This is a genomic window from Salinivibrio sp. YCSC6, assembly GCF_004916735.1.
Classification (GTDB): Bacteria; Pseudomonadota; Gammaproteobacteria; order Enterobacterales; family Vibrionaceae; genus Salinivibrio; species Salinivibrio proteolyticus.
The window spans coordinates 1484204-1510588 of record NZ_CP039516.1 but is presented as its reverse complement, the minus strand read 5'-3'; the positions used below and the strand labels follow the sequence as shown (position 1 = coordinate 1510588).

General features: G+C 48.3%; 27 protein-coding genes. 7 read left to right on the top strand and 20 right to left on the bottom strand.

Annotated elements, in window-relative coordinates; translation table 11 throughout:
- Positions 1–130: 130 nt before the first annotated feature.
- Both E8E00_RS06845 and E8E00_RS06840 read left to right on the top strand, forming a co-directional pair.
- On the top strand, positions 131–766 hold the full coding sequence (locus E8E00_RS06845) for a murein L,D-transpeptidase catalytic domain family protein (RefSeq protein ID WP_096628339.1): 636 nt from the start codon (positions 131–133) through the stop codon (positions 764–766).
- Between the two features lie 172 nt (positions 767–938).
- A complete protein-coding gene (locus tag E8E00_RS06840; protein ID WP_096628342.1) occupies positions 939–1796 on the top strand; it encodes a DNA ligase in 858 nt (285 codons plus the stop codon).
- 39 nt (positions 1797–1835) lie between these two features.
- On the opposite strand, the gene dld is transcribed toward E8E00_RS06840, so the two are convergent.
- Together dld and E8E00_RS06830 are read right to left on the bottom strand one after the other, a co-directional pair.
- Positions 1836–3626 (bottom strand): D-lactate dehydrogenase, encoded by a 1791-nt coding sequence (dld, locus tag E8E00_RS06835; protein WP_096628344.1) that lies wholly within the window; start codon positions 3624–3626, stop codon positions 1836–1838.
- A 109-nt stretch (positions 3627–3735) separates the two neighbouring features.
- A complete protein-coding gene (locus E8E00_RS06830) occupies positions 3736–5427 on the bottom strand; it encodes an L-lactate permease (protein WP_096628347.1) in 1692 nt (563 codons plus the stop codon).
- Between the two features lie 195 nt (positions 5428–5622).
- Here E8E00_RS06830 and E8E00_RS06825 point away from each other — a divergent pair, with 195 nt between their 5' ends.
- The gene (locus E8E00_RS06825; RefSeq protein WP_096628350.1) at positions 5623–6525 is read left to right on the top strand and encodes a LysR family transcriptional regulator; all 903 of its coding nucleotides are present in this window, start codon (positions 5623–5625) and stop codon (positions 6523–6525) included.
- A gap of 120 nt (positions 6526–6645) precedes the next feature.
- Here the strand turns inward: E8E00_RS06825 and E8E00_RS06820 are convergent, their stop codons facing one another.
- Both E8E00_RS06820 and E8E00_RS06815 read right to left on the bottom strand, forming a co-directional pair.
- Complete coding sequence (locus E8E00_RS06820; protein WP_096628353.1) at positions 6646–7470, bottom strand: HDOD domain-containing protein; 825 nt, start codon at positions 7468–7470, stop codon at positions 6646–6648.
- A 78-nt stretch (positions 7471–7548) separates the two neighbouring features.
- Positions 7549–8256: a DUF3581 family protein gene (locus E8E00_RS06815; protein ID WP_077641003.1), complete on the bottom strand. Its 708-nt coding sequence runs from the start codon at positions 8254–8256 to the stop codon at positions 7549–7551.
- Between the two features lie 214 nt (positions 8257–8470).
- Between E8E00_RS06815 and cobB the strand changes: the two genes are divergently transcribed.
- Positions 8471–9187, top strand: a complete 717-nt coding sequence (cobB, locus tag E8E00_RS06810) for a Sir2 family NAD+-dependent deacetylase (RefSeq protein ID WP_096628356.1) — start codon at positions 8471–8473, stop codon at positions 9185–9187.
- Positions 9188–9218: 31 nt separating this feature from the next.
- Here the strand turns inward: cobB and E8E00_RS06805 are convergent, their stop codons facing one another.
- The 4 genes from E8E00_RS06805 to potA all read right to left on the bottom strand — a co-directional run bounded on the left by E8E00_RS06805 (position 9219) and on the right by potA (position 13056).
- The gene (locus E8E00_RS06805) at positions 9219–10262 is read right to left on the bottom strand and encodes an extracellular solute-binding protein (protein WP_069587674.1); all 1044 of its coding nucleotides are present in this window, start codon (positions 10260–10262) and stop codon (positions 9219–9221) included.
- Positions 10263–10332: 70 nt separating this feature from the next.
- Positions 10333–11103, bottom strand: coding sequence for a spermidine/putrescine ABC transporter permease PotC (gene potC, locus E8E00_RS06800; RefSeq protein ID WP_069587677.1), 771 nt, complete (start codon positions 11101–11103; stop codon positions 10333–10335).
- Positions 11100–11954, bottom strand: a complete 855-nt coding sequence (potB, locus tag E8E00_RS06795) for a spermidine/putrescine ABC transporter permease PotB (protein ID WP_077456146.1) — start codon at positions 11952–11954, stop codon at positions 11100–11102. Before potB ends, potC begins: the two co-directional genes overlap by 4 nt.
- Positions 11941–13056 carry a spermidine/putrescine ABC transporter ATP-binding protein PotA gene (potA, locus tag E8E00_RS06790; protein ID WP_069587679.1) on the bottom strand — a complete coding sequence of 372 codons (1116 nt, stop codon included), beginning with the start codon at positions 13054–13056 and terminating at the stop codon, positions 11941–11943. Before potA ends, potB begins: the two co-directional genes overlap by 14 nt.
- Before the next feature lie 275 nt (positions 13057–13331).
- Between potA and E8E00_RS06785 the strand changes: the two genes are divergently transcribed.
- Complete coding sequence (locus tag E8E00_RS06785) at positions 13332–14150, top strand: hypothetical protein (protein ID WP_096628359.1); 819 nt, start codon at positions 13332–13334, stop codon at positions 14148–14150.
- Between the two features lie 29 nt (positions 14151–14179).
- Positions 14180–14836, top strand: a complete 657-nt coding sequence (locus E8E00_RS06780) for a DUF2987 domain-containing protein (protein ID WP_096628362.1) — start codon at positions 14180–14182, stop codon at positions 14834–14836.
- 50 nt (positions 14837–14886) lie between these two features.
- On the opposite strand, the gene ttcA is transcribed toward E8E00_RS06780, so the two are convergent.
- The 11 genes from ttcA to ccoN all read right to left on the bottom strand — a co-directional run bounded on the left by ttcA (position 14887) and on the right by ccoN (position 24929).
- Complete coding sequence (gene ttcA / locus E8E00_RS06775) at positions 14887–15816, bottom strand: tRNA 2-thiocytidine(32) synthetase TtcA (RefSeq protein WP_096631385.1); 930 nt, start codon at positions 15814–15816, stop codon at positions 14887–14889.
- Between the two features lie 133 nt (positions 15817–15949).
- Positions 15950–16897 (bottom strand): universal stress protein UspE, encoded by a 948-nt coding sequence (gene uspE / locus E8E00_RS06770; protein WP_096628365.1) that lies wholly within the window; start codon positions 16895–16897, stop codon positions 15950–15952.
- A gap of 152 nt (positions 16898–17049) precedes the next feature.
- A complete protein-coding gene (locus E8E00_RS06765) occupies positions 17050–17793 on the bottom strand; it encodes an FNR family transcription factor (RefSeq protein WP_077640996.1) in 744 nt (247 codons plus the stop codon).
- Positions 17794–17874: 81 nt separating this feature from the next.
- The gene (locus E8E00_RS06760) at positions 17875–18549 is read right to left on the bottom strand and encodes a sulfite exporter TauE/SafE family protein (protein WP_096628368.1); all 675 of its coding nucleotides are present in this window, start codon (positions 18547–18549) and stop codon (positions 17875–17877) included.
- A gap of 11 nt (positions 18550–18560) precedes the next feature.
- Complete coding sequence (gene ccoS, locus E8E00_RS06755; RefSeq protein WP_069587692.1) at positions 18561–18767, bottom strand: cbb3-type cytochrome oxidase assembly protein CcoS; 207 nt, start codon at positions 18765–18767, stop codon at positions 18561–18563.
- A 9-nt stretch (positions 18768–18776) separates the two neighbouring features.
- A complete protein-coding gene (locus E8E00_RS06750) occupies positions 18777–21149 on the bottom strand; it encodes a heavy metal translocating P-type ATPase (protein WP_096628371.1) in 2373 nt (790 codons plus the stop codon).
- Positions 21150–21151: 2 nt separating this feature from the next.
- Positions 21152–21637: a FixH family protein gene (locus tag E8E00_RS06745; RefSeq protein WP_077456154.1), complete on the bottom strand. Its 486-nt coding sequence runs from the start codon at positions 21635–21637 to the stop codon at positions 21152–21154.
- A gap of 69 nt (positions 21638–21706) precedes the next feature.
- Entirely contained in the window at positions 21707–22687 is a 981-nt protein-coding gene (ccoP, locus tag E8E00_RS06740) for a cytochrome-c oxidase, cbb3-type subunit III (RefSeq protein ID WP_077456155.1), read from the bottom strand.
- Positions 22684–22863, bottom strand: coding sequence for a cbb3-type cytochrome c oxidase subunit 3 (locus E8E00_RS06735; protein WP_077456156.1), 180 nt, complete (start codon positions 22861–22863; stop codon positions 22684–22686). The genes ccoP and E8E00_RS06735 overlap by 4 nt, the downstream gene beginning before the upstream one ends.
- 13 nt (positions 22864–22876) lie before the next feature.
- Positions 22877–23488, bottom strand: coding sequence for a cytochrome-c oxidase, cbb3-type subunit II (ccoO, locus tag E8E00_RS06730; RefSeq protein ID WP_069587701.1), 612 nt, complete (start codon positions 23486–23488; stop codon positions 22877–22879).
- 13 nt (positions 23489–23501) lie between these two features.
- Positions 23502–24929 carry a cytochrome-c oxidase, cbb3-type subunit I gene (gene ccoN, locus E8E00_RS06725; RefSeq protein ID WP_077456158.1) on the bottom strand — a complete coding sequence of 476 codons (1428 nt, stop codon included), beginning with the start codon at positions 24927–24929 and terminating at the stop codon, positions 23502–23504.
- A gap of 278 nt (positions 24930–25207) precedes the next feature.
- Here ccoN and E8E00_RS06720 point away from each other — a divergent pair, with 278 nt between their 5' ends.
- Positions 25208–25630, top strand: coding sequence for a hypothetical protein (locus tag E8E00_RS06720; RefSeq protein ID WP_096628374.1), 423 nt, complete (start codon positions 25208–25210; stop codon positions 25628–25630).
- An 84-nt stretch (positions 25631–25714) separates the two neighbouring features.
- Here the strand turns inward: E8E00_RS06720 and E8E00_RS06715 are convergent, their stop codons facing one another.
- Positions 25715–26209 (bottom strand): hypothetical protein, encoded by a 495-nt coding sequence (locus E8E00_RS06715; protein WP_136588373.1) that lies wholly within the window; start codon positions 26207–26209, stop codon positions 25715–25717.
- Positions 26210–26385 lie beyond the last annotated feature (176 nt).

Genomic DNA, 26385 nt, shown 5'->3' with positions numbered 1-26385 from the left:
GATAATTAATTTATATAAATATCAATAGTTAATAGAAACCGTGTCAAATGGCACGGTTTTTGTTTTTGCCAATACGGACAACAAACGGCTCGGTCGTTCGTGTTGCAGTGGCAAAGTAAGGAGCAGAAAAATGAAACAAGCAGGTGTGGCCCCTTGGTATCGGGTAGTTTTTTATGTGTTAGCGCTCAGCATGCCAACCACAGTATGGGCCAGTTTTAAAGATGAGGTCAGTGGTTTATATCAGTCTCTCAACCTCGCCGGTGAGGTGTCGTATCAGGCCTTTTCTGATGCGTATCGCCATTTTAAGCACAACCAAAGTAGCAAGCCGGTGATGACGCTGATTGATTACGGCAAACCGTCGTCAGAAAAGCGGTTTTGGGTGATCAATGTGAAAAAACGCCAAGTGCTATTTCGCTCTTATGTCTCTCATGGCAAGAATAGTGGCGCCCTTTACGCAAAGCGTTTCTCGAATCAGATTAATTCCTTGCAAACATCGTTAGGAGTTTATCGTGCGGCTGAAACCTATCATGGTAAACATGGCTACTCACTGCGTTTAGATGGGCTTTCGAAGGGCTTAAACGATAATGCGCGCGCAAGAGCGATTGTGATCCACGGTGCCGATTATGCTCACCCTAAGGTGATTAAACAAAGCGGCCAATTAGGTAGAAGCTGGGGCTGCCCGGCGTTACCTAGCTACTTATCCACGCGCGTGATTGATGCAATAAAAAATGGCACCTTTATCTATGCGTTTGCCAGCCAAGCTTGATGGTTCTAGGTTGCGCAGCGGACGAGGTTTCACGAGTCATTTCACGGTGGGCGATGTAACACATGCACATTGTTCACCGTGAACGCAAATTCTCTACCAACAAAAAATAAAGGCATGTTGAGACGCCTTTTATCGCGCTAGCGTATGCTCCTTAACCACTAAGGAGGAATGCATGGCACGCCTAAATCCTGTTACTTTATGCTTACTCTCCGCGTTTACCCTGTTTCCTAGCAGTGACGGGGATGCTGCACCGTCTGTGCCAGCGTTGATGCATGGTGTTGACGGGCAGATTGCCGAACATGACTATCGTGGCTATTGGGCCAGTGAAAAACTGGATGGGATCCGCGCCTATTGGACGGGCACGCAATTCTTAACCCGACAAGGAAATCCCATTCACGCACCGGATGCATTGATACGAACGCTACCAACGACGCCTTTAGATGGTGAGTTATGGGCCGGAAGAGGCGAGTTTCAAACCGTGTTGCGTACCGTGTTGGACGATAAACCAGACCCTGACGCGTGGCAGAACGTTCGTTTTTATGCGTTTGATTTACCGGATGAACCTGGCCCGTTTTCTGATCGCTATGCAGCACTGAAAAAGATAGTCGCCAACAGCGCATCGCCGTTCTTAGCCTTGGTAAAGCAAACGCCAGTGACTGACAATGACGCGCTCCAAGGACAGCTTATTGCCATCAATGAATCGGGGGGAGAAGGGTTGATGCTGCACCATCCCGATAGCCTGTACTTAGGAGATCGGGTAGAGAGCTTGGTCAAGCTAAAAACCTACCAAGAGAAAGATGCCATCGTTGTTGGTATGACGCCCGGAAAAGGTCGGTTACAAGGCTTGATGGGGGCCTTAGTGGTACGTCTTGCGGATGGTACTGAGTTTCGCGTGGGATCTGGCTTTAGCGATGCACAGCGGGCTGAACCACCTGAAATCGGCAGTACCATTTTGGTTAGGCACAATGGTGTAACGGAAAAGGGCATCCCACGCTTTGCGCGTTTTATTCGCGAGAAACCCATGCTTTAAAAAGAGCCCGCCCAACGGTTGGCGGGTTTGCAGGTCGGTTTAATGCTCATGCGTGGCGGGTGACGTGTCCTGACTCGCTCGATGACGAAGCTGGTGATCAAGGCACTGACAGTCTGCATTGTATTTTTTCTTGCTGGTTTTTCCGATCCCCGGGTTAAAACTATTGGTTGGGTCAAGCTGATGGTAGAAATGGGCTAAATCGGGCTCGGCGGCATAGAGATGTCCCACGTTATGCTCGGCAGGGTATTTCGCGCCGCGTTCGTTGAGCTGGGCAAGCATTTTTGCCTTAATTGCATGTACATCGGCACCTTTTTTCACAATGTAGTCTTGGTGAAAGACGTGACAGAAAAAGTGTCCGTAATAGAGCTTGGTGACTAACTGTGACTCAATGGTATCAGGCAGTTGCTCGACCCAATGTTTTTCATTGCGCTTCAATGCAATATCAAGCGCGAGAATATCTTCCACATCATTGCTGTGCATGGTGTGATAGCGAATCGCTGCGCCGGCAGCAGCAAAGCGGTGAAGCATGGCTTTTTTGGCTTCCTCTTCGGTACAGACAAAAAAGTCGCTGTCATCATGGTCGGCAAAAAATTGCGTTAAGAATTGCGAGCTTTCCTCAATACCTTCGTCTGATGCTTTAAAAATCAAATGATGCTCAAAGCGGTCACGGAACGCGAGCATACGAGAAGGCAAATGCTGCGGAAAAAGCTGGCTAACGTACTGCATGACTTTATCCGGCAGTGAATTGGGCAGCAAGGGCACTTTATCCAGCCACGCGGTAATTTGAGCTTTTAAGGCAAACATTTTAGGAATGCTGTCCGTCCCTAGTCGGCCAATGGCTAAAAACACGTCTTTGCCATATCGTTCAGCAATATTAAAGGCCTCGCGATGCATGTATTCTGCCACTTCGGGAAGATGTGACAGCTCGCTGAGCACACGGCGACGTAACTGGTACAAAACATCAGGATTGTTGGTGCCGATATAGAACACCTTTTCACGCTCTGGAATGGGATAGGTATCTAGCCTGACCGCAAACACTGCCAGTTTTCCTGCACAGCCACTCACTTCATGAAGACGGTGTTTATCGGCGTTATACCGTGCAGGGCTATCTGCGTCGACATCACGGAGGATTTGCTCGTAATCATGCGCGGAGGCTTTGCGCGTATCCGTGGTAATGTCTTCAGGACGATAATCGCCGCGTTCGACACGGGCGAGAATGGTTTCCGGATCGTCGCCAAGCGCAATCCCTAAATGATTGACCAAAACTAGCTCACCGGCTTCGTTTAACTGCGCAAAGAGCGAATATTCTGTATAGGCAGGGCCACGTTTAACCAACGCGCCACCAGAATTATTGGCCACACCACCGACAATCGATGCGCCAATACACGACGAGCCAATCACAGAGTGCGGGGCTCGGTTAAGAGGCCGTAAGGTTTGCTCTAAGTGATGAAGTGTGGTCCCCGGAAAGCTGATCACTTGCTTGCCCTGATCAAGCAGCTGTAAGCCGTCTAATCGTGTGGTATTAATTATCACCACATCGCGGTCATAGTCATCGCCCTTCGGCGTTGATCCTTCGGTTAAGCCCGTATTCGCGGCTTGCATGATGATCACCACATCGGCGTCAACACAGGCTTGCAAGACACGCCATTGCATCACTAATGAGGTCGGGAAAATGACCGCCAGCGCACTGCCTCCTCCAGAGCGAAACCCAGTGCGATAGTGCTGGGTATGACTTGCATCCGTCAGTAGGTTCTTGTGACCGACAATATCCGTCAGCGTTTGTATCAATGCTTGTTGTTGTGATGAGGACAAACGTGATGGGGTGTTCATAAGCGTTCCTTTCCTTCCATATATTCAAAAAGGCTGAGGGTCAGCCTGGCTGGCCCGCTTGAGTTAGGTCAATCAGGCCGAGTTCTGCGCTCGGCCTATCATCGTCAGATTACGCCGCCATCAGGATGTCAGCAACTTGAATCACATGTATCGCGATGATGCCAATTACCCCAGCGGCAATCAGGTAGTAAATCGTAGGTAACACAGTTTTACGTAAGGTCGCGCCTTCGCGCCCCAATAAGCCCACAGTGGCGGAGGCGGCAACGACGTTGTGAATGGCAATCATATTACCTGCTGCCGCACCGACGGCCTGAAGTGCCAGCACGGTGACGGTTGAAGCGCCCAGTGTTTGTGCGACTTCAAATTGAAACTGACTAAACATCATATTCGAGACGGTATTTGAGCCGGCGATAAAGGCCCCTAATGCACCAATGGTGGCGCTCAGAGCAGGGAAACCATCACCCACCAGTTGCGCAGCAAACCGCGCAGTCATTACTGGCATACTGACCAAATCGGCGGCATTCACTCCTGAGTTAATAAATATACGCACCATAGGAATGGTAAACACCAACACAAAGCCTGCACCGATGAGTGTTTTACTAGACTCATTCGCTGCTTTGAATAGAGGCTGGAGACGTTTGCTGTGAAGTAAGGTGGCAACTAAGGCGACGAATGCGAGGATCCCACCAGGAAGATACAAAGGTTGAATCGCCGCATTAATGCCGGTTTCTCCCAATAGCGCGTTAAAACTTAAGCTCACATCTGTTAGTAGTGATTTTACCGTTGGACTGACGCGGCTGATCACCAAACACAGTGCCAAGAGTAAATAAGGCGCCCAAGCCATGGCCATGTTCATGGGCTTTTCTTTAACCTTAAGGTCCATTTTAAGCGAGCCTAACCATTGACTTGGCCACGTAGAGGCATCATCAAAGTCCCAGTGCTTTTTGGGAACAAGAAAATTTTTCCGCGCCGCGGTGGTGACCAGGACAATACCTACTAATCCACCAAGTAGAGAGGGGAATTCAGGACCGAGTAACCACCCGGTCAAGGCATAAGGAATGGTAAAGGCTAACCCCGCAAAAATGGCGAATGGCGCCACGGCCAATCCTTCGCGCCAGCTTTTGTTTTTGCCGAAAAAGCGAGTCAACATCATGGCCATCAATAGTGGCATTAGGGTGCCAATCATGGCATGGATGAGTGCGACTTGGGTGGTGATAGCTTGTAAATAGCTGGCCCAGTCACTGCCGTTAGCCAGTAATGTTTGCCCAATAGTGTGGCTATCAAGCCCTTTATTGACGCCGACAATGATAGGGGTTCCCACTGCTCCGAAAGAGACGGGCGTGGATTGGATCATCATACCAATCACAACGGCGGCCAGCGCAGGAAAACCGATCGCAACCAACAAAGGGGCTGCGATGGCCGCGGGGGTCCCAAATCCTGACGCACCTTCAATGAAAGAGCCAAAACACCAAGCGATAATAATGGCTTGAATACGCCGGTCATCTGAAATATTGGTGAAACCATTACGGATCACGGTAATCGCACCGGTGTGTTTCAATGTATTGAGCAGCAAAATCGCGCCAAAGACAATCCAGAGGACAGCAGCTGTAATGATTAGTCCTTGTAAAATCGAGGCTGAGACGCGATTAAGGCTCATTTGCCACTGGAATAGTGCGATTAACACTGTCATGATAAATGCCACTGGCATCGCCTTTTTGGCGGGCCAATTTAATCCCACCAGCAAAATGGCAGCAACCACGATGGGGGAAAACGCAATAAGGGCGTAGAGGGTATCAGTCATAGTCTGTCCTTTTAGACGTCTCTTCCGTTAGTTCACGTAAAAGTAAGGCACGCCATCGTATTTTTATGCTGTCGCATCTGTTGTTTTTTTGCTGACATCGTGATGACGTGATGTTAACTGGATGTGACATTACTCGTTTACATTTTCTTGATATATGGAAATAATGAAAATGATTACTTCCATAATTGACATAATATGCCGAAAACAGACGATCTCGTACTTTTTGCTCAAGTCGCTGAATATGGTTCCTTCAGCAAAGTTGCCGAAATAAATTCCCTTACAAATTCAGTCGTTAGTAAACGGATTAAGAAGCTGGAGGAGAGTCTAGGCGTTCAGTTGTTGTATCGAACAACCCGAAAGCTCACGCTAACGGATGCGGGGCGGACACTCTATCAAGGCGCAAAAACTGTGAAGCAAGCCGCTGATGAAGCCTTTGATGCTGTCTCGGGCTTTGGGGAGGCGATCAGTGGCCATATCAAAATCTCGGTACCAACGATTTCTGGTGAGTTACTGTTAGCGGAGGCAGTCGCGGAATTTTGTAGCCAATACCCGGGGCTTACCATTGATATGTCGTTAGAAAATCGCTTTGTTGATTTGATTGATGAAGGGTTTGATTTGGTGATCCGTACCGGTTATCTCGAAGACTCCAGTTTGATTGCTCGACATATTCTTGACTCTCAATGGGTGGTTTGTGCTGCACCGGGCTACATCGCACGTCATGGTCGCCCGCAGCAACCCAATGATCTGAAAGCCCATAACTGTTTGCAATATGCCTATCAAACCACAGGGGCGAGTGATTGGGAATTTAAAGGTGAGGGCAAAAACCAAATGATTAAAGTGTCGGGGAATCTCTCGACGGATAACCCCATTGCATTGAGGAAAGGCGCGCTTGGAGGACACGGTATTGCGTATGTCCCGCGTTGTTTGGTTTATCAGGATATTACTCGGGGCGACTTGATTGATTTGTTTCCTGACCAGGTGGGCAAGCGATTGGGGATTTATGCCGTATATCCATTTACCCGTCAGCCACCAAAGAAGATCCGCTTACTCATTGAGCACATTCGGCAAAAGTATTTAGATATTCGCCATTGTTTCTAGCAAGGTGATGCATAAACAGATACCGCGTTTATTTGGCTGCAATGGCAACGTTCGGTGACAACCAAAAAGCGCCATGCTGGATGGCGATGGCGCTTGTATTCTATGTACAGTCAGATTTAACTATTTCAGCATCTTCGCCATCTCACGGCCTTTGCCGATCACATCATCAACGGCGGCGACCACGGTTTTAGGAAAGCCGAGCATATTGTATTCGAGCTGCTGATTAAGCCACTCGAGCTTGGAGTCGGTGGTGACAAACTCCTGCCATGATTCGTCGACTTTCCCCGCCAGTCGTAAGATACCGGCCAGTGGCGAGAATTGTTCTTGATGGACGGGCGTAAATTGATAGCGAATCGCATCGCAAAGCCGATCAGGAAAATTCCACCTACGTGCTAACTCACCGCCTAACTCTGCGCTGGTGACACCTAAAATGAGTTCCTGCGCTTCTTGCTTGGGTTTACCCGCTTCTATATGTAGATTGATCCTATCAAGCTGTTCATAAGCGGTTGTCATGATCAGCAATTCGCCTAAGTTATGAAGCATCCCCGCAGTAAACGCCTCATTCGGATCCATTTTTAATGAGCCCGCGAGCGCTTTGCTGATGGTCGCCACTTCAAAGGTGTGCTGCCAAAATGCGTCGATATCCAAATCACTATCGACGTCAAACGCACTCATTAATGCACTTGATACGACGAGGGTGCGCACGGGGCCAAGCCCAAGCCGAATGACTGCCTCATTGACAGAGCCAATGTTCCGGGCTCGTCCAAAATAGGCGGAATTTGATAAGCGGAGTACTCGGGCTGAAATCACTTGATCGTATGAAATTTTGTCCGCAATTTGATTGAGATCGGCACTGTCACTGTTTACCAAATCAATCAGTTCTTGCACAATTTTGGGGATCTTCGGTAATTTATCGATACGCTCAACCAAGCTACTGGATTGCATAATAACTTCCCTATAAAAACGCCCTCATCTAACTATAGATCAGGGCGAAACGTGGGTGCGGATAAAATGCAAAAAAAGCTAAGCCATACAGTATGCCTGCTTACGGGCATTAAAACGCTCAACCAAATCTTGAATCGCGTCTTCACAATAAGGGCGCAACCCGCTAGCGACCATTGTCTTGCAACCATGACCGACACGCCTGTCCCCAACCATAAAATCAAACGCGAGATCGACCTTGCCACGTTTACCGTTAACACTCATGGTTGAGCTAGAAAGGGCAACTTCTGCCGAGCTAATTTGTAAATCATCAAACGACAGACTCATGCTCTCATACATCACCAGTGGACGATCGGTATTGATCATCATCTGCTGCTCACGCATCAATGGCACCATGATGTGGGGAAAGTTTTTACCTGAAAACTGTACATAGTGCTGAGCAATTTCGTTAGCAAGCGCAGGGTCGTGTCGTACAGCACCGCGGCGGGTCAGGGTAAGATAGAGCTTTTGGTTTTCATCGACCACAGTGACTTCATGATCGGTTTCGACAATCTGTAATGGCGTGTTCGCACTGATCATGCCATTAAAATGAATCTGAATATGCTCACTGATCCCAATCTTTGCAAGCAAAATAGAGAGCAGAAGATCGCCGGGAACACAAAAGCGTGATGCCTCAGTATCGTGGATAGGGTTAAAGTCACCGGCAACACGTTTGGCAAAGTCACTGGCTTGCTGGCGAGTAAAAAGCAGTTTTCCGTCCTGCTCACTATAATAACGTTCAAGTTGCATAATTGTTAACAAAAGCGATAAACAAGTGAGTATTGTAACCCAAGCGGACGGATTGATTGGTCTAGCCAGTCGTTGCATTAGCGGTTCGTGATCGCGGTCGAGCATTTTTTCCTAAGGAAACCATTTCGCGACCAAGGTCTAAAGCCACCATGCTTCAAAGGTTTCATTTTGGGTGTTATAAATGAAGGTGTTAGATAAAAATCAAGGATGGGCTATGACATTTCCCTACCGACATATTGTTGTGCTTACTGGTGCGGGCATTTCTGCAGAGTCGGGTATTCGTACCTTTCGTGACCAAGATGGCCTGTGGGAAGAGCACCATATTGAAGATGTCGCGACGCCAGAAGGCTTTGCGCGTAATCCGCGATTGGTTCAGCAGTTTTATAATGACCGCCGTCGCCAGCTTCAATCCGGTGTATTGCCCAATGCGGCACACGACGCGCTAGCCCGTTTAGAAAAAGAAAGTGATGCCACTGTGCTGGTGGTCACGCAGAATATTGATGATCTTCATGAACGTGCCGGCACACAGCACATCATTCATATGCATGGCGAGCTCCTCAAAGCACGCTGCAGCCACTCGCAACAGACCATTGATTGGGTAGGGGATATTACTGAGGCTGATCACTGTCATTGCTGTCAAATGCCAGCGCCCCTTCGTCCTCATGTGGTTTGGTTTGGCGAGATGCCACTGGGGATGGGACAAATCCATGATGCACTCACCCAAGCTGATTTATTCGTCTCTATTGGGACGTCTGGTGCAGTCTATCCCGCGGCGGGATTTGTACATGAAGCGGCGATGCATGGGGCTCACACCATTGAAATCAACTTGGAGCCCAGTGCGGTTGAAAGTGAGTTCAGTGAACGCCGTTACGGCAAAGCCAGCACGCTCGTACCGGCGCTGGTGGATGAAATTCTCGCCCTTGAACAGTAAAAAGGGGCCCTCAGGCCCCAACGTCTCGTTATTACATCCCCGCCTTTAAGCGCTGGAAATAATCTTCGTATAAGCGGTTGGCATCACCGACCGCGTTTTGCCATTCTCCGGCCTGCATCACCGCTTTCGGTGGGTAAATATTAGGATCATTTTTAAAGGAAGCCGGTAACAGCGGATAAGCCGCTTTAACGGGTGTTGGGTAGCCAATTTCGAGTGCGAGCTTCGCGGCGTTTTCTGGACGCAGCAAGAAGTCGATCATCTTGTGCGCAGCGTCGACATGTTTAGCGTTGGCGGGAATGGCAAGGCTATCCATCCAAAAGATAGCGCCTTCTTCTGGCCAGACAATCTCAATGGGAGCGCCTTCTTGACGGGCCATATACGCAGAGCCATTCCAAAGCATCCCCAAGGTGACTTCGCCGGCAAGGTAGGGGTTGGCAGGGAAATCGGAGTTAAATACCAATACATTTGGCATTAGCTCACGCAGCGCCTCGTAGGCGGCTTTAATCTCATCCGGGTTGGTGGTATTGGCTGAATAGCCCAGCTTACGCAGTGCGATGTGGAAGAGCTCGCGCGCGTCATCCATCATCAGCAATTGACCCTGCCATTTAGGATCCCACAGATCGGCCCAGCGAGAGACAGCGCTGCTATCCATAAAATCAGTGTTGACCCCAATGCCCGTTGCTCCCCAGATATAAGGGATAGAGTATTGGTTATCAGGATCAAAGGGTTTGTTCAGGTTATCTGGGTCAAGGCCGTCAAAGTGGCTTAGCTTGGTTTTATCCACTTTCTGTAGCATGCCTTCCTGACGCATTTTGGAGACGTAATAGGTTGAGGGAACAACCAAATCATAGCCTTCAGGATGCGTCTTTAATTTCGCATACATGGTCTCATTGGACTCATAGGTGGAATACATGACTTCAATACCGGTTTCTTCGGTAAATTCTTCTAGCACGGATGCTGGAATGTATTCGGACCAGTTGTAAAAGTAGAGAACATCATCTTCAGCCGATGCCGTTGATGGGACCAGTGACGCACCCAGCAGCGCCAACGCAGAGAGTGAAGACCATTTGGTCATGGTGAAAACTCCTAGACATTACAGACAACAGGAAGCGGGCTGCCAGCGGGGCAGCAGCCCGAGGAAAGATTTATTTTAGTCGATCTTTAGCCAGCCATTGTGAGCACATAACTAAGACGAGCGATACCATTAGCATGATGGTCGCTAAGGCATTAACTTCGGGTGAGACGCCAACTTTAACCATTGAGTAGATTTTCAAAGGTAAAATTTCATAACTTGGGCCCGTCACGAAAGAGCTAACAATCACATCATCCAAGGAGAGTGTGAAACTCAGTAACCAGCCCGCGCCCACCGCAGGCGCTGCAAGGGGCAGAATGATTTTGGTCAGAATGACCCATTCACTGGCGCCTAAATCACGTGCCGCCTCAAGCATTTTGACATCAAAGCCATTTAAGCGGCTGTACACGGTGACCACCACGAACGGCAAACAAAAGGTGATATGCGAGAGCAGCAAAGTAAGAAAGCCCAATTGTGCGCCCATCAAGACAAATAATGCCAACAGTGAAATGGCCATCACAATATCAGGCGACATCATCACCACGAACAGCATACCATTAACGAATTGCTTGCCACGAAAGCGATAGCGGAACAACGCGACTGCCGTGAGGCTACCGATAATTGCCGCCGCAGAGGCAGAGAAAATCGCGATGGTGAGCGAGTTCCCTGCCGCCTGAACCAAGCTGTCATTGTTGATAAGCTGCTCATACCATTTCCAAGTAAAGCCTTTCCAGTTCATTCCAAACTTGCTGGCATTAAAGGAATTCACAATCAATATAATGATTGGAATATACAAAAAGGCATAAACTAGGGACAAGAATCCACTGCGTAAGATGCGGCTCATGCAAGTGTCTCCTTACGATTCATCCACTTTCCAACCCGCCAATAGGCGAACAACATCAGACCCATGAGAACGGTCAGAGAAATACTGGCTGCGGAACCAAATGGCCAATCTCGTACATTGAGGATTTGGCTCTTAATCACATTACCAATCAGGAGGTTTTTCGCCCCACCCAATAAATCAGAGACATAGAACATGCCCAAGGCGGGCAGTAACACTAACAAACTGCCGGCAATAATTCCTGGTGTGGTGAGGGGAAGGATCACGCGAATAAAACGTTGAACCGTATTCGCGCCAAGATCGCGTGCCGCTTCAAGGTACGCGTTATCCAGCTTTTCAATACTGGAGTACAAGGGCAAAATCATAAACGGCAGCAAGATGTAGACAAGACCAATCATGACCGCGTATTCGGTATACATAATACGAATGGGGCGCTCAATCACGCCAAGCCACATCAGGCTTTCGTTCAATAAGCCGCGTGTGCCGAGAAAAATCTTAAGGCCATAAGTACGGATCAGTGAGTTCGTCCAGAAGGGCACAATGACCAAAAAGAGCATTAACGGGCGCATGCGTTTTGGCATTCTGGCGATGATAAACGCGAACGGGTAACCGATTAACAAGCAAATCAGGGTCGCGATGGCTGCCATATAGAACGAATGCCACACCACCTTGGCGTAGAGAGGATCCAGTAACTTGGCATAGTTACTGAGTGTGAAGGTCATCTCAATCAAGTTGGCATCGTCACGGGTTAAGAAACTGGTGATGATGATCATCAGGTTGGGCATAAAGACAAAAACCAATAACCAACCGACAACCAAGCCAATGATGGCGGTTTGCAGGTTAAGCTTTTTCATCGGCCAATACCACCTCCCAGCTTTCAACCCAAGTGATTGCCACTTTTTGGTCGAGTGAGTGGTCAACATCCGGGTCATCTTCATTAAAGAATTCGCTGACCATCACGGTTTGCCCTGATGGCATCTCGAGCACAGAGTCTAGCGTCATGCCTTTATAGTTACGCTCACGCACGTAGCCAATTAGGCCATTGGGGTTAGCATCATCACTAATTTCTTCAATGCGAATGTCCTCTGGGCGCAGCAAGACTTTGACTTGATCGCCGGCACCTACATCCAGTTTGCAGTAGACCTCACATTCACGTGACTCAATACGCGCCCAAATGCGTTGCTCATCCATCCGTTTAATCACGGTAGCATCGAACACATTGATTTCACCAATAAAGCGCGCCACAAACAGGTTCTTCGGCTCTTCGTAAATCTCACGAGGGCTACCGTCTTGCTCGATTTCACCATCACGCATCACTAATATTCGATCGGACATCGACAGTGCTTCTTCTTGGTCATGTGTGACAAAGATAAAGGTGATCCCCAGTTTACGTTGTAGCTGTTTGAGCTCCATTTGCATGCGCTTACGCAGCTTATAATCTAGCGCGGATAAAGACTCATCTAACAACAACACTTTCGGTTTATTGACAACGGCACGAGCAATTGCAACACGTTGTTGCTGACCACCCGATAATTGATGTGGCTTACGCGACGCATAATGGTCAAGCTGCACCATACGCAGCGCTTCCATCACCCGAGGCTCGATCGTCGTACGATCCACACCTTGCATCCGCAGTCCGAACGCAACGTTTTCGAATACGCTCATGTGCGGGAAAAGGGCGTAGCTCTGGAACACCGTATTTACGTGGCGCTGTTCGGCGGGGATATCAGTGACATCCTTTCCATCGATAATGACACGGCCGCTGTCCGCATCTTCAAGGCCAGCGATAAGACGTAATACGGTTGTTTTCCCGCAGCCAGAAGGGCCGAGGATAGTCAGAAATTCACCATCATTAACGGTGAGATTGAAACGGGAAATGATTTCTTTGCCGTCAAAGCTTTTGGTCAGAGATTTAAGCTCAACAACCGGTTTGTGAGATACATGCGCGTGGTTCAATGGTTCGTTCTCTCCCTACCTGGCAAATTGTTGTTCGCGGATTTACCCATAAAATAGACGGCGCATGATAGACGTGCATCCTGCTAAGTTAAAGAAATTTTTTACACATTTTCGCCGTGCTCTAATCAGCCGCTATCATGGGTAAATCATGAAACATCCTTGATGTTAACGTTGGGTAAAAATAGCACGGATTCCTTGTTTTCTGGTGAGATTGGTTTTTGGCTATTGGTAACAGTCAGATATACTGTCAACAACAGTCATGACAAATAACGATTATGAGTCAACAAGATTTCAACAATGCGCTACATATTGGTGGGTCGATAGAGACCGCACTCAACGGTCGATATCGCCTCGAGCCATTTGAGATTATTAAAGAAGCGTTCTCGCTGACATTTAAACACTTCTGGTCCTTTCTGCCCGCGGCTTTATGCTTATTTGCCGTTCAAATTGGTATTCTAGTGTTGATGCTGACGTTACTTCTGGGCGATCCCTCTCATTTATTCGAGGGGTTAGTCGGGCAGCGCGAAATGACCACAGATATGGTGTCATCCGTGTGGTTATCTAACTTTACCTCTGAGGTGCTGATTGCCCCCTTGTATGCAGGTGCAAGCCTGATGGGGTTGGCGCATGCCATTGGGTTTAGGTCCAAACCTCGCCATCTAGTTAAGGGGTTGGCGTTTGCACTGCCTGTCACCGTGGTGATTTGTTTGTCTGCGACGTTACAAAGCGTCGCCAGTATGATTTTCCCATTATTGAGCTTATATGTCGCGATGGCCTTTTCGATGGCACCGCTACTGATTTGTGAAAAGCGTTTGACGCCGTTAAAGGCGCTGGCGGTGTCTTTCCGTGCCGTCAACAAGAAAGTGCTCGCCCTTGCCACCATTTATGCGGTGGTCGGCGTGCTATTTCTCATTTCTTTTGTTACCGCTGGCTTTGCATTGGTTTGGGCATTACCCTTTCTGTTCAATGTTAAGGGTGTGATTTACCGAGAAATGTTTGGTGTCGGCGTCGAAGTGACGGTGTCACAAAATAACGATAACAATGCTACCCCTGAAACATCCCATTCGTCAGGCAACGATACTTTTGATGCCTGATTGGCGTTTAGCCCGTACACGGAGTGTCCATGAAAAAATTAACCAGTGCATTGGTACTGGCAGCTTGTATGAGCTTGCCTGCCCATGCCGATACCATGAGATTTAGCTACAGCAAATTGTTCACTCAGCTCAAGCATAATGTTGAAGAAGGGCACCCAGATATTGGTGTCGCGTATTTTATGGTTTCGCCTGATACCGGCGAGGTGTGCCCCATATCTCGAGCGTGGATGCGCAAAAAGGAACATTACGAAGCCTTTGATATCCCGCCATCGCAAGCATTGCCACTGCCACTGGATAATCAGTTACGCAAAGTGAACCCAGATGTATTTGTGGAAACTCCAGCGGGCATGACCTGCGACATCTCTTTTCAGGTTCTAGTGAATACGCCGGTTGATCAGCAATTGACGGGGGAGCAAATTCAAGGCTGGTTGCCTCAAATGGATGCGATGATGAAGAATCTCGGCGGTATGTTCGCGTCGTGGTTTATGCCGAAAACGCAGGGTGTCGTGGTGCATTTTGGACCAGATGTTAGCGGTAATGTGGTATCAACAACCGGCCAATCGTACGTGATTGAGTACCGTAAAGTGACCATTGATGCCAGTGCGTTGCAACCGGAGTCACGCTTAACGCTTCCAGCCACGCCAATTAAAATATCACCTTGGCTACCAAAAGACCCTTCCTCTTGATAGAAAAAAAGCGCTCTCGGAGCGCTTTTTTACGATAACGAACGGGTTAGCTAGTGGCTCACGTTCATCACATCTAATGTTAATGCCGGGTCTACCTCAACCACATCATCATTATCGGGTGTCGGGTTGGTAAAGGTTTCTTTATCGAAGGCAGTGTCTCCATCACCTTCATAGGCCATACCAGCTGCCACTGATTTGAAATCAAACAAGTTGAAGTCAGCCATGTGCGAAGGCACCACATTTTGCATCGCGCGGAACATGGTCTCAATACGTCCAGGAAAACGCTTGTCCCAATCACGCAGCATATCCTTGATCACTTGGCGTTGCAGGTTAGGCTGCGAGCCACATAGGTTGCATGGAATAATCGGAAACGCTTTTTGCTCCGAGTAACGTTCAATGTCTTTTTCGCGACAATAGGCCAGAGGACGAATCACCACATGTTCCCCGTTATCTGAGACAAGCTTGGGTGGCATGCCTTTCATTTTGCCGCCATAAAACATGTTCAAGAATAAGGTTTCAAGGATGTCGTCGCGATGGTGGCCCAAGGCAATTTTAGTGGCTCCCAACTCTTTAGCCGTACGATACAAAATACCGCGACGTAAGCGTGAGCAGAGTGAGCACGTGGTTTTACCTTCCGGCACTTTATCTTTCACAATCGAGTAGGTGTCTTCTTCAACAATCTTATACTCGACACCGAGACTATCAAGATACTCTGGCAAGATATGCTCGGGAAAGCCGGGCTGTTTTTGGTCTAAGTTGACCGCGATAAGCTCAAACGAAATGGGAGCGCTTTTTTGCAAGCTTTGTAGCATATCTAGCAGCGTGTAACTGTCTTTTCCGCCAGATAAGCACACCATGATACGATCGCCATCTTCAATCATATTGAAGTCAGCAATGGCTTGGCCGGTATTACGGCGAATGCGCTTTTGCAGTTTATTAAACCCGTATTTTTGTGCTTTGGTCAGCTCTTGCGTGCTCATAAGTACTTTCGCGTGATGGGCAGCGCAACCACGTTGCGCTGCAGTGAATGCATGAATGGCGGGTATGATACGGATTTTGACTATAAATGCCAGCAGCAGGCAGTGAATCGCACTGCCTGCTAGGGTTGAAGGGTTAATCGCTCGCGCGAGGATCAAGTGGACTGATGTAACCATCCGGTTTGATGGCGAGCAAGTCACAATCCAGTTGGTCAATCATATGTTCTGCCGTATTACCAATAAAGACCGCGGAAAGGCCGGTTCGTCCTGTTGTGCCAAGAATCACCAGCTCTGCATCTAATTCACGTGCGATCTCGGGAATAACATCTTCAGGCAATCCCTCATGTACATGTGTACGCGCCTCTTCAATGTGGTGACGCTGGCGGAGCGCTTTCATGGCAGTGAGGTGATGTCCTCTAACCGCATCGGTATATGAGGTGGGGTCAAACTCTGGTAGCTCGATGGTAATGTTCACCGGTGTTGCCGGGTAGGCATTGGCTAAATGAAGCTCAGCACCAAGCATGGCGCTCATCACTTCGCCTTCATCCACGAGTTTATCATTCAATATGGCGTGTGTTTCGCTCTCAGAGGCAACATGCACGGACGCAATGATTTTGCCTTTTTCTGGCCATCCATGTTCTTTCACCAACAACACAGAGCTTGGGCATTTGCGTAATAGATGCCAGTCAGTTGGAGTGAAAATCACAGAGCCTAAGGTGTCATGCTTGTGCGTGGCCTTAACCACTAAGTCATGCTGATGGCTCAATACTCGCTCAACAATGGCTTCATAAGGGCGGTTATGCCAAACCACCTCTTTTTCAATATCACAATGTTGCGCGTTGTGTGACTGAATGATGTCATTCATCCATTCTTCACGTTGGTGCATCACGCCATTTCGCATTGCTTGACGCTCGTCGGATGAGAGCATCGAGGTCATTTCATAAGAGAAATCATAAATAGCAAGAAATAGGGTCAGTTTTACATCCGCATCGCAACGCTCACTTAATGTGACTGCGCGAGACAGTGCGGGTTGTTGGTCTTGGGCGGGGTCGATCACAACCAGAAGATTTGTATACCTGGACATATCTGCCTCCTTAGCACAGATGCACCGTGTAGTTTCAATGTAACGCACAACATCTAAGAGAGCGATATAAAATCGAGATAGGGAAGTAAAAAAGAGAAATGGCGCATAATGCGCCATTTATTAGGAATTTGTTTACATGTTGAAAGGGTAGCTTAGCACTCTTCACCCGCTAAACGCGCCAGTTCTTCCAGATTGAGAATCGTGATGTATTTCCCTTTCACGGCAAGAATTTCTGATTTTTGGAAGCGACCTAGCAACCGGCTAATTGTTTCAACAGTAAGGCCGAGATAGTTACCAATATCGCCACGGGTCATCGTCAACCGGAACTCACGAGGCGAAAATCCACGCTGAGCAAATCGTTTGGAAAGACTGTAAAGGAAGGCAGCAAGACGCTCTTCTGCGGTTTTCTTCGATAGGAGCAAGATCATATCTTGGTCTCCTTTGATCTCATTACTCATCAACCGCATGATTTGTTGTCTTAACTTTGGCATAGAGCCTGACAAATCGTCTAGCGTTTCGTAAGGAATTTCACAGATCATCGAGGTTTCAAGCGCCTGCGCAAAACTTGGGTGCTCCCTCTCGTTGATGGCGTCAAAGCCAACCAGATCGCCTGCTAAATGGAACGCGGTAATTTGTTCATCACCTTGTTCGGTGATGGTGTAGCTTTTGATGGTTCCTGACCGAATTGCGTAAAGTGCTCGAAGATGATCACCCGCTTTGAACAACTCTTGGCCTTTCTGAATAGGTTTTTTTCGCTCAATGATGCTATCCAGTTGATCCAACTCTTGCTCATTTAACGTAAAAGGGATACATAATTGGCTGATACTGCAATCCTGACAATGAATTGCACAGCCACCAGACTGTACCCGCCGAGTGATGATCTTATTAGACACCATACACCTGCCTGAAATAAAAAACGTCGTTAGTAATATTACACCATCATGGCGTGCTTGGTCGACCTTATCCTTAAGGTCTATCTACAAAAGTAACTTTAATGCACCATACGCTGTGTAAACCCCATACAATGCCATCAATGTAGCACATGTCAAACGTATTAGGCGATTATTGAGTATGGGTTTGATCCGCTCCGCAAGTGCACCCACTGTGATCATCGCAGGCAAAGTACCGAGACCAAAGCCAAACATAATCACGGCGCCTCCTGATGCGCTACCTGCAACCGCTGACCAACTGAGTGCAGAGTAAACCAGTCCACAGGGCAACCAGCCCCAGACTAAGCCAAATGGAAGTGCATAGGTTGGTGATTTAAGCGGCAATAACTTCGAGGAAAGCGGGGAGACGCGCTGCCACAATTTGCCACCAACCCGCTCGATATAACTTAAGCCGTTCCAGATATGTGCCAGATAAGCCGCAAGCAACAGCATCATCACCGCGGCAAAAAGGCGTAGGACCGCCAGCTGATGGGTGAGATCACTCATGGCAAGAATAGAGGCAACTGCACCGCCAATCAGTGCACCTGCAATGGTGTAGGAGGTAATGCGTCCAAGGTTATACAAAAGTAGGTAGGGCCATTTCGCTTTATGTTTGGGGATACCGAGTGACATTGCTGCCGCCACACCACCACACATCCCAATACAATGCCCGGCACCGACCAAACCAATGACGAAGGCGCCAATAAAATCAACGTTAGTCATACAAGGCTCGTTTAGGGATGTTTGGATGAGTGCTGGTTGTCGGATTCGTTTTCGTTACGCTGCGCATTTTTCTCTGGCTCTTCCTCATCAAATAGGATTGATGAGCCTTGGCGTTCTAAATCTTCAAATTGATCGGACTTCACCGCCCAAATAAACACCACAGCAGCCACACAGACCAGCATGATGGCAATTGGGATCAAAATATAAAGGCTGGCCATAAGATTTCCTTATTTTCGGTTGAGCAGACGGAGTGAATTCGATACCACAATAATGGAACTTGCTGACATGCCTACCACGGCAACATAAGGCGCGACAAACCCCATTACCGCAAGGGGAAGAATGGTGACATTGTACCCTAAAGCCCATGCGAGGTTTTCGGCAATGATACGGCGTGTGCGGCGCGCGAGTTGTCTCGCCGTAAGCAGTTTTTCTAGATCATCGCTCAGTAACACCATATCGGCGGAGGCTTTAGCGATGTCGGTACCGCCACCCATCGCCACCGAGAGGTGTGCGCCTGCAAGTACAGGGGCATCATTAACACCATCACCGACCATTAATGTAATCGTATCGCTTGAAAGCTCTTGAAGATACGCCAGTTTTCCTTGTGGCGATACGCCTGATATCACAGTTTCAATGCCAAGCTGGTTTGCGACCATGTCGGCATTGGCAGATTGATCGCCGGTGAGCATGGTGGTTTGAATGCCTGCGTGTTTGAACGCAGCAATTAAGGATGCACTGCTATCACGAATTGGGTCATTGAGCGAGAAGGCGGCAATGGGCATACCATCACACGAGAGCACGACTGGGTAATGGCTAAATGCTGTCTCTGTGGTGGTCAGCGCAAAATCCGGCTTGCCGATCCGCCAATGTTGTCCGTTAATTGTGCCACTGATACCTAGCCCAATGTGGTTATCTGCGTCAACGACGTCATAATACGTTAAGGCTCTCAACTGAAAAGCGTGGGCAATCGGGTGGTTGGCAAACGCTTCTAAGCTGGCGGCAATGTCCAGTACGTTTTGTTCATCATATTCAGGATTGACGATCGCGACATCACTGATCTCAATCTTACCTTCTGTCAGGGTACCCGTCTTGTCGACAACCAACCGATTGACTTTCGTTAACGTCTCCAGCACATGACTGCGGCGCAACATGATACCGAGCTGACCAAAGGTTGAGGTTGAGCAGGTTAATGCGGTCGGTGTTGCTAAAGATAGTGCACAAGGACAGGTCGCCACCAACACTGACAGCATGATCCAAAATGCATCGTCAGGTCGCTCAAAATGCCAATATAACCACGTTGAGGCGGAGATAAGTAAAATCGCGGCGACAAAGTAGCGGGCAGTTTTGTCCGCGAGGACAGCGACTTTTGGCTTCGCCATTTGTGCTTCATCTTGTAGGCGAACAATGTTAGCAACTAATGATTCTTTATGATTGGCTGTCACTTCAAGGTCGACGTTACCTTCAACATTCATGGTCCCCGCGTAAACAACGTCTCCCTCTTGTTTCATTTGCGGCAGTGACTCGCCGGTGAGCATCGCTTCATCAACCGAGGTTGTGCCGGTTAGTACCACACCATCGGCAGGGAAAGGCTCACCTGGCAACACGCGTATTTTTTCTCCGACCGAGAGGCTATTCGCAGGCACTGCTTCGCCATCAAGATAACGTGCCATTTTCGGTACCAGCTTGAGCAAATTTGCACTCGCGGCTGCGGCTGTGCGTCTTGCCCGCATTTCCAGAAAACGCCCCAACAGTAAGAAGAAGGTAAACATCGCGACCGATTCGAAGAAGACTTCGCCTTTGCCGGTAACGGTCGCGTACAAACTTGAAAAATAGGCAAAGAGCAGGGCGATAGAAACGGGCACATCCATACCCAGTGTACGTGCTTTTAAGTTTCGCCACGCATTGGTGTAAAACGGAAGCGCGGAGTAAAGCAGCACGGGAGTCGCAAAGATAAGGCTTATCCAACGGAAATAGTTTCGGAAGGTTTCATCCATATCGCCAAAGACTTCAAAGTACATTGCCACGGCAAGCATCATCACTTGCATGGTAGCGAGGCCTGCAATCCCAAGACGATAGAGATATTGCTTCATATTGCGGTGGTATTGCTGCTCTTGCTTATCCGCTTCAAACGGCGCAGCTTTGTAACCGAGTTGGTGAATGTGTGTAAGAATAGTACTGAGTGATGTTTGGGTTTGATCCCAACGCACAGTCGCACGGTTAGTGGTTGTATTGACTTGGATATGCGTCACGCCTTGGGCGCGCTGCAATTGCTTTTCAATCAGCCATGCACAAGCCGCACACGACACACCTTCTAGTGACAGTGTCACTTCTTTTTGTTCTGCGAGGTCGCGAACAAATTCACGTTGAACATCTTCATTGTCATATAGCGACAGTGATTTGAGCTCTTCCGGCACGAGGTCGGCTTTGTCTGCTGGGGTGGTTCGATACTGATAATAAGAACTCAAACCACTGTCTACAATAGTGGTTGCCACTGCTTGGCAACCAGGACAGCACATTAGACGAGGTTGATCAAAGATCACAACTTGATAGGTGTCGCCAGTCAAAACTGGCTCACCACAGTGATAACAGGAGTGGGTCATGATTACTGCTTACCGCTTAGTGTCCAATCACTTGAGAGAGGGAAATTTACCCGTCCGTTTACCTTCCAACTATCGTCAAACGACGAGATCTCAACAAACCACGGCCCCTCAATTGGCTCGGCAAGATCAATATGATAAATGCCCGCTTGGTTCGGATTCACCATCGCATTGATGTCTTTCCGCTCTAGCGTGCGGTGTTGAACATGTACCCGAAGGGTTGGGAAACGTTCAAGTTCGCCCTTATTGAGCGCAATGCGTAATGCGTCCGGCGTCGTTGATAGGCTAGCGGAAACCCCTTTTTGAGCCGCCACACGAAGTTTAGAAAGGTCGACGTTAATCGCTTTTCCTTTTTTATAATAATCTTCAGCCACAAGCGACACTGAGTTCAATGAAAACACTGTCACTGTGAGCAAACTGGCGACAACAACAGAAGCGGGAAGCGCGATAAGGAACCAAGGCCAGAACTGCTTGTACCAGGGCTTTATCATGGGGAACACCTTTGCTTGAGCGTTAAAAAAAGCCCCTGCGGAACAGGGGCCATGTTCACACGTAAGTGCTTATTTTACTTCAGGGTTACTCAAACGCCATACATAAGCAGAGAGCAACTGAATTTTTTCTTCACCGAGGATATCTTTCCATGCAGGCATCACACCTTGGCGACCGTAGCGGATAGTGTCTTCAACTGCACGGCGAGAGCCGCCGTATAGCCAGACGTTATCGGTGAGGTCTGGTGCGCCGAAGGCTGGGTTACCTTTACCATCTGTACCATGACATGCAGCACAGACAACAAAGCGCGTCTTACCTTTTGCGGCCATTTGCGCGTCAACCTTACGACCAGAAAGACTCAAGGCATAGGCAGCGACTTCTTTTACGCCGTCTTCACCCATAGTGTCTAACCACGCTGGCATATTACCTTGGCGGCCGTGCATCAAGGTTGCCTTGATGGTTTGAGGCTCACCGCCGTATAACCAAGCGTCGTCGGTCAGGTTAGGGAAGCCCGCCTGGCCACGTGCATCAGAACCGTGGCATTGTGCACAGTTTTGAATAAACAAACGTTGACCAACCTTTAAGGCTTCTTCGTTATCCGCAATTTGCGTAATAGGGCGAAGCGTTTTCCCGTCTTCTTGGTAAGCAAGCTTACGGAAGGCTTCACCAAACACTTTGTCTGCGGCTTCTAGTTCCATCGCGTACTGGTTGATGTGCTGCGCTTCTTGCGCTTTCGCCATCAATTCACGCGACTCCTCGACGCTTCTTATATCCTGATAAGAACTTTTCCAACCTAGAACGCCGGCAAAGTTACCTAAACCTGGATACAAGATTAGATACCCAATCCCAAACACTAACGTGGCCCAAAACATGTAAGACCACCACTTGGGAAGTGGGTTATTCAGCTCACGAATACCGTCGTAGTCGTGACCCATATCATCCCCTTCGGCAACACCCATCTTATCTTTGGTCGTCCAAATGATAAGGGCTGCACACCCTGCAATGGTGCCGAGTACGATGATTGTTACAAAGAGACTCCAAAACGTACTCATTCGCGATTATCTCCTGTCTTGTCTTTGGACTTATCCTGGTCCTCATCGGCGAACACCAGATTGGCCGCATCATCAAAGTGCTTTTTGCGACCTTTGCTGTAAGCCCAAATAACGATCCCAATGAAGCTAACAAATAGGACTACTGTCCAAATACTATGAAAGGTGCCGATATCCATAGGCCCTCCTTTTTTACTTCATTGCATGACCGAGTGACTGAAGATATGCAATCAGTGCTTCGATCTCTGTTTTACCTTCAACTGATGCCTTCGCATTCGCGATGTCCTCATCGGTATACGGCACACCGAATTGGTCACGGAACAGCTTCAACTTAGCAGCAGTGGTTTTCCCATCTAGCTTATTTTCAGCAAGCCAAGGGAAACCTGGCATGTTTGATTCAGGCACCACGTCACGCGGGTTAATCAGGTGAACACGATGCCATTCATCAGAATAGCGGCCACCCACACGTGCAAGGTCAGGACCTGTACGCTTCGAACCCCATAAGAACGGGTGTTCCCAAACACTTTCACCAGCCACTGCGTAATGGCCGTAACGCTCTGTTTCTGCGCGGAAAGGGCGCACCATTTGGCTATGACAAACAGTACAGCCTTCGCGCACATAAATGTCGCGTCCTTCCATCTCTAATGCTGTGTACGGACGAAGGTTATCTACCGGTTCAGTGGTTTGCTTTTGATAGATCAGCGGGGTGATCTCGACCAGCGCACCAAAACTGATTGCAACGATAATTAAAATCGCAAGCAGACCGGTATTTTTTTCAACGATTTCGTGGCGATTGGCACTCATTTATTCGTTCTCCTTATACCGCAGGCTCAAGCGACTTCAAGCTAGCTTCTGGCGCACGAATCGTTTTGTACGCGTTATAAGCCATCAGGAACATCCCTGAGAGGAAGATTGCACCGCCGATAAAGCGGACGAAATAGAACGGATATGAGGCCTCTAGTGATTCCACAAAACTGTAGGTGAGGGTGCCGTCAGTGTTCACTGCACGCCACATCAGACCTTGCATCACACCAGAAATCCACATTGCCACGATGTACAGAACAGTACCAATAGTAGCGAGCCAGAAATGGACGTTAACCAGTGATACGGAGTACATACGCTCTTGGCCAAACAGTTTTGGAATAAGGTGGTAAATGGAACCGATCGATACCATCGCTACCCAACCCAAAGCACCAGAATGCACATGCCCAATGGTCCAATCGGTGTAGTGCGACAATGCGTTGACCGTTTTAATTGACATCATTGGGCCTTCGAACGTCGACATGCCGTAGAACGACAAAGAAACGATCAAGAAGCGCAAGATTGGATCATAACGCAGTTTATGCCATGCACCAGACAGGGTCATAATACCGTTGATCATACCCCCCCAAGATGGAGCAAACAGGATCAGCGACATCACCATACCCAACGACTGGGTCCAGTCAGGCAGTGCTGTATAGTGGAGGTGGTGAGGCCCCGCCCAGATATACAGTGAGATAAGTGCCCAGAAGTGAACAATAGACAGGCGATATGAGTACACTGGACGACCTGCTTGCTTAGGCACAAAGTAGTACATCATACCTAGGAAGCCAGCCGTCAGTAGGAAACCTACCGCGTTGTGTCCATACCACCACTGCACCATGGCGTCGACGGCGCCGGCGTAGATAGAGTAGGACTTCATCGGTGAAACGGGGATCGCCATGCTGTTAACAATATGCAGTACAGCAATGGTCAGGATAAAGGCACCGAAGAACCAGTTCGCAACATAGATATGAGAGGTCTTACGCTTAATCAGTGTTCCAAAGAACACAATGGCGTATGCCACCCATACAACAGCAATAGCGAGGTCAATTGGCCACTCTAGCTCTGCGTACTCTTTCGAGGTGGTATATCCCATAGGCAGCGAGATTGCTGCGGCGATAATAATGGCTTGCCAGCCCCAGAAGGTAAACTCTGCTAACTTCCCTCCGAATAACCGTGTTTGACACGTACGTTGCGCAACGTAGTAAGACGTTGCAAACAGCGCACTGGTACCGAATGCGAAGATCACTGCGTTAGTATGCAGTGGGCGCAAACGGCTGTAGGTCAAATACGGAATATCAAAGTTCAGCGCAGGCCACACCAACTGAGCGGCAATAAGTACACCTACTGCCATGCCCACAATACCCCACAAAATAGTTGTTAGGGTGAATAAGCGGACAACGCGGTAGTTGTAGTCTTGTTCAAGCTGCTTAACTTGGCTCATATTGCATGCTTCCACTTTTTGGTTAACTACACTCACGTTTGATACGGACGAAGCCTCCGCTTCGTCTTGTTACATACCATCCCAAAGCACATCATCCGTCGCGTACGGTTTTTAACCGCTTTGCTCGCTCCGTTGCTATTTCTTTGTAAAAATGGCATTTTCGGCCAGAATCATACTGTAGATAATGGGTGAAAAACAGGGGCTAACCCACACACTCAGTACGGCTTACCCCTCTTTCTTATAAAACTTTGACCTCTGTAACACGGAAAAACCTAACTATGGCAGCAGAAAAACTTACCAAAGGCCGACTCACGCAAATATTGGTGATGCTTACACTTTTAATCTCCGCGTTCATTTGGCGCACCCTTATCTATACGCCGGGACTTTCGAGTATAGACTGCGATGGTCGCCAAGGAGTTTGTGGCACATCACATTCCCCGAAATTGCTTAATTATCAATGGCGAGAAGAAGGGGATAATTTAAAATTCTTTTTAATATCAAAGACAAAGCCATATATTGCCTACTGGTTGGCAGATGGCGCACAGGCGCCGAAAGTCGCAGCATCGTCAGAAGAAACCCCAGAAGGCGTGCAACGAGTTTGGCAGTGGACATCAGAGACTCGGCCCGAGGGTCAAGACACGTTTGTGGTTGTCATTGATCAGTATCAATTCAACTTTAATTACCTAAAAAAGCCCAATTGATATGCGTGTAAATTCACTTTTTAAGAGATAGGTGTCGTATATTTACTAGAGTGGTATTTATCTAAAGACTTCTCTAATCCTTTTTTACAGTGATATTTCAAATGACTGATTATCAATGAATTTTGAATCTTCGCTTATTAGGAACCCAGTCAGAGATGACAAAACTTCGCACTTTTTACCTTCTAGTAACGACTCGTCATTCGTGTTAATTGTGTGATCCGACTTGAAAATGACTCTGTTAAAGCGTTTCACACATTCTGTATCGGCTTTGTGTGCGGGGCCATTTGGATTAAGTGATTGGAGCATGACAAAGGCGGGCTCGTGGATACAGGCTGCCATCAAATCATGCCAACCCACGGCAGATAAATATGCCTGACCGTGTTCAAGGAGCACGACAGCACCATGAAGAGGTCCCATTTGCCGACAGCATTCTTCCAATACTCTAAGGGTTTCACTCGCCGAAGGTTGCGCTTCACGAAAGCGAGCACGAGGCTCGTCTGCGACGATGTCCAAGCCGTTGGTTATTCGGTGATCGATCAAGATGGGAATGAAGCCTTTGCCGGCGAGTTGATGAGACAAAACGGCACCGAGTTTGCAGGCTCCACCTAGCAGCGCGATAGGTCGACAGTCCATGTTTTTTTGTCTATCCGTAACAAGGTTGCACTAAGGATACGCGAGATTAGGTGCAATTTCAGCCACCTAAAGCGATGAATTCGACGCCTAATGTGCGTATCATGACTATTCTTACTCATTAA

Excerpts from the sequence above, each read along its gene's own strand:
- dld (WP_096628344.1), bottom strand. The coding sequence starts at position 3,626 with ATGAACACCCCATCACGTTTGTCCTCATCACAACAACAAGCATTGATA.
- ttcA (WP_096631385.1), bottom strand. The coding sequence starts at position 15,816 with ATGAGCACGCAAGAGCTGACCAAAGCACAAAAATACGGGTTTAATAAA.
- E8E00_RS06720 (WP_096628374.1), top strand. The coding sequence starts at position 25,208 with ATGGCAGCAGAAAAACTTACCAAAGGCCGACTCACGCAAATATTGGTG.
- E8E00_RS06735 (WP_077456156.1), bottom strand. The coding sequence starts at position 22,863 with ATGGATATCGGCACCTTTCATAGTATTTGGACAGTAGTCCTATTTGTT.
- ccoO (WP_069587701.1), bottom strand. The coding sequence starts at position 23,488 with ATGAGTGCCAATCGCCACGAAATCGTTGAAAAAAATACCGGTCTGCTT.
- E8E00_RS06780 (WP_096628362.1), top strand. The coding sequence starts at position 14,180 with ATGAAAAAATTAACCAGTGCATTGGTACTGGCAGCTTGTATGAGCTTG.
- E8E00_RS06845 (WP_096628339.1), top strand. The coding sequence starts at position 131 with ATGAAACAAGCAGGTGTGGCCCCTTGGTATCGGGTAGTTTTTTATGTG.
- E8E00_RS06760 (WP_096628368.1), bottom strand. The coding sequence starts at position 18,549 with ATGACTAACGTTGATTTTATTGGCGCCTTCGTCATTGGTTTGGTCGGT.
- E8E00_RS06840 (WP_096628342.1), top strand. The coding sequence starts at position 939 with ATGGCACGCCTAAATCCTGTTACTTTATGCTTACTCTCCGCGTTTACC.
- E8E00_RS06830 (WP_096628347.1), bottom strand. The coding sequence starts at position 5,427 with ATGACTGATACCCTCTACGCCCTTATTGCGTTTTCCCCCATCGTGGTT.
- cobB (WP_096628356.1), top strand. The coding sequence starts at position 8,471 with ATGACATTTCCCTACCGACATATTGTTGTGCTTACTGGTGCGGGCATT.
- potB (WP_077456146.1), bottom strand. The coding sequence starts at position 11,954 with ATGAAAAAGCTTAACCTGCAAACCGCCATCATTGGCTTGGTTGTCGGT.
- E8E00_RS06825 (WP_096628350.1), top strand. The coding sequence starts at position 5,623 with ATGCCGAAAACAGACGATCTCGTACTTTTTGCTCAAGTCGCTGAATAT.
- E8E00_RS06815 (WP_077641003.1), bottom strand. The coding sequence starts at position 8,256 with ATGCAACTTGAACGTTATTATAGTGAGCAGGACGGAAAACTGCTTTTT.
- E8E00_RS06805 (WP_069587674.1), bottom strand. The coding sequence starts at position 10,262 with ATGACCAAATGGTCTTCACTCTCTGCGTTGGCGCTGCTGGGTGCGTCA.
- ccoP (WP_077456155.1), bottom strand. The coding sequence starts at position 22,687 with ATGAGTACGTTTTGGAGTCTCTTTGTAACAATCATCGTACTCGGCACC.
- potC (WP_069587677.1), bottom strand. The coding sequence starts at position 11,103 with ATGAGCCGCATCTTACGCAGTGGATTCTTGTCCCTAGTTTATGCCTTT.
- E8E00_RS06750 (WP_096628371.1), bottom strand. The coding sequence starts at position 21,149 with ATGACCCACTCCTGTTATCACTGTGGTGAGCCAGTTTTGACTGGCGAC.
- E8E00_RS06785 (WP_096628359.1), top strand. The coding sequence starts at position 13,332 with ATGAGTCAACAAGATTTCAACAATGCGCTACATATTGGTGGGTCGATA.
- E8E00_RS06745 (WP_077456154.1), bottom strand. The coding sequence starts at position 21,637 with ATGATAAAGCCCTGGTACAAGCAGTTCTGGCCTTGGTTCCTTATCGCG.
- ccoS (WP_069587692.1), bottom strand. The coding sequence starts at position 18,767 with ATGGCCAGCCTTTATATTTTGATCCCAATTGCCATCATGCTGGTCTGT.
- E8E00_RS06820 (WP_096628353.1), bottom strand. The coding sequence starts at position 7,470 with ATGCAATCCAGTAGCTTGGTTGAGCGTATCGATAAATTACCGAAGATC.
- E8E00_RS06765 (WP_077640996.1), bottom strand. The coding sequence starts at position 17,793 with ATGGTGTCTAATAAGATCATCACTCGGCGGGTACAGTCTGGTGGCTGT.
- uspE (WP_096628365.1), bottom strand. The coding sequence starts at position 16,897 with ATGTCCAGGTATACAAATCTTCTGGTTGTGATCGACCCCGCCCAAGAC.
- ccoN (WP_077456158.1), bottom strand. The coding sequence starts at position 24,929 with ATGAGCCAAGTTAAGCAGCTTGAACAAGACTACAACTACCGCGTTGTC.